1 protein-coding gene is annotated in these 1,209 nt (G+C 71.7%); it reads left to right on the top strand.

All coding sequences use genetic code 11. The annotated features are described in order from the left end of the window. Window positions 1–1,209: AMP-binding protein (locus tag ABZ576_RS34405; protein ID WP_360750077.1), on the top strand; the 1,209-nt coding region annotated here is incomplete at both ends.

The following is a 1,209-nucleotide window of genomic DNA, read 5'->3' as shown; positions in this document are numbered from 1 at the left end:
AATCCGCAGCGCAGTACGGCGCACAGTCCGTTGTTCCAGGTGCTGTTGGCCTTCCAGAACAACCCGGCGACCAGCTTCGACCTGCCCGGCCTGCGCGCCGAGCCGGACGAGATCGTCACCGGTGTGTCCCGGGTCGACCTCACCCTCAACATCACCGAGACCTTCGGTGACGGCGGCTCACCGCAGGGCATCCGGGGTGCCGTCGAGTACGTGACCGATCTGTACGACGCCGGCACCGTCGAGTCGTTCACAGCTCGTCTCGTACGCATGCTGCGGGCGGCCGTCGAGGACCCGGGCCGCCGCATCAACGGCGTCGACCTGCTCTCCGACGAGGAGACCGCGACGATCCTCGCCCTGTCCGGACGCGACATCGAAGCCCCCGGGCACATGGTCTGGCCGGCGATCTTCGAAGCCGCGGCCACCGCGACCCCGGAGGCGACCGCCGTCGTCGAGGGGGACCTCAGCTGGTCGTACGCACAGTTGAACGCACACGCCAACCGTGTCGCCCGGCACCTGATCGGCCGGGGCGTGGGCCCCGAGGACGTCGTCGGTGTGCTGATGCCGCGCAGTGCCGCGCAGATCGCCACCCTGCTCGGGATCGGCAAGGCCGGCGCCGCCTTCCTGCCGATCGACCCGGCCTACCCGGCAGAACGCATCGGCTACCTCATCGAGGACGCGGGGCCCAAGGTCCTGCTCACCGACACCGCCCACGCGCACACGGTCGCCGGGACCGACGCGATCACGACGGCCGCCGCCGGGATCGACACCATCACGGTCGACGACCCCGCCGTGGCCTCCGTTCTCCGGAACCTGCCCGCCACCGACCCGACCGACGCCGACCGGCGCACCCCCCTGCGGGTCGAGCACCCGGCGTACGTCATCTACACCTCCGGGTCGACGGGCCGCCCCAAGGGCACGGTCGTCACCCACACGGGCCTGGCCGCGCTGGCGGTCAGCGGTGGCGAGCGGGCGGACATCGACCGGGACAGCCGGGTGCTGCAGCTCACCTCGCCGAGCTTCGACGTCTCCGTCTTCGAGTTCCTCACCACCTTCCACGCGGGCGCCGTCCTGGTGATGCCCGAACCCGGTCGGCTGGCCGGTGCGGAGTTGGCGGGGTTGCTGGCGGGTGCGGGGGTGTCGCACGCGTTCGTTCCGCCGTCGGTGCTGGCGACGTTGCCGGAGGGCGCGGCGGAGGAACTGCGGGGGTTG

This window comes from Streptomyces sp. NPDC013455, from assembly GCF_040632975.1.
In the GTDB taxonomy this organism is placed as follows: Bacteria; Actinomycetota; Actinomycetes; order Streptomycetales; family Streptomycetaceae; genus Streptomyces.
This window is presented reverse-complemented; position numbering and strand designations above follow the sequence as displayed.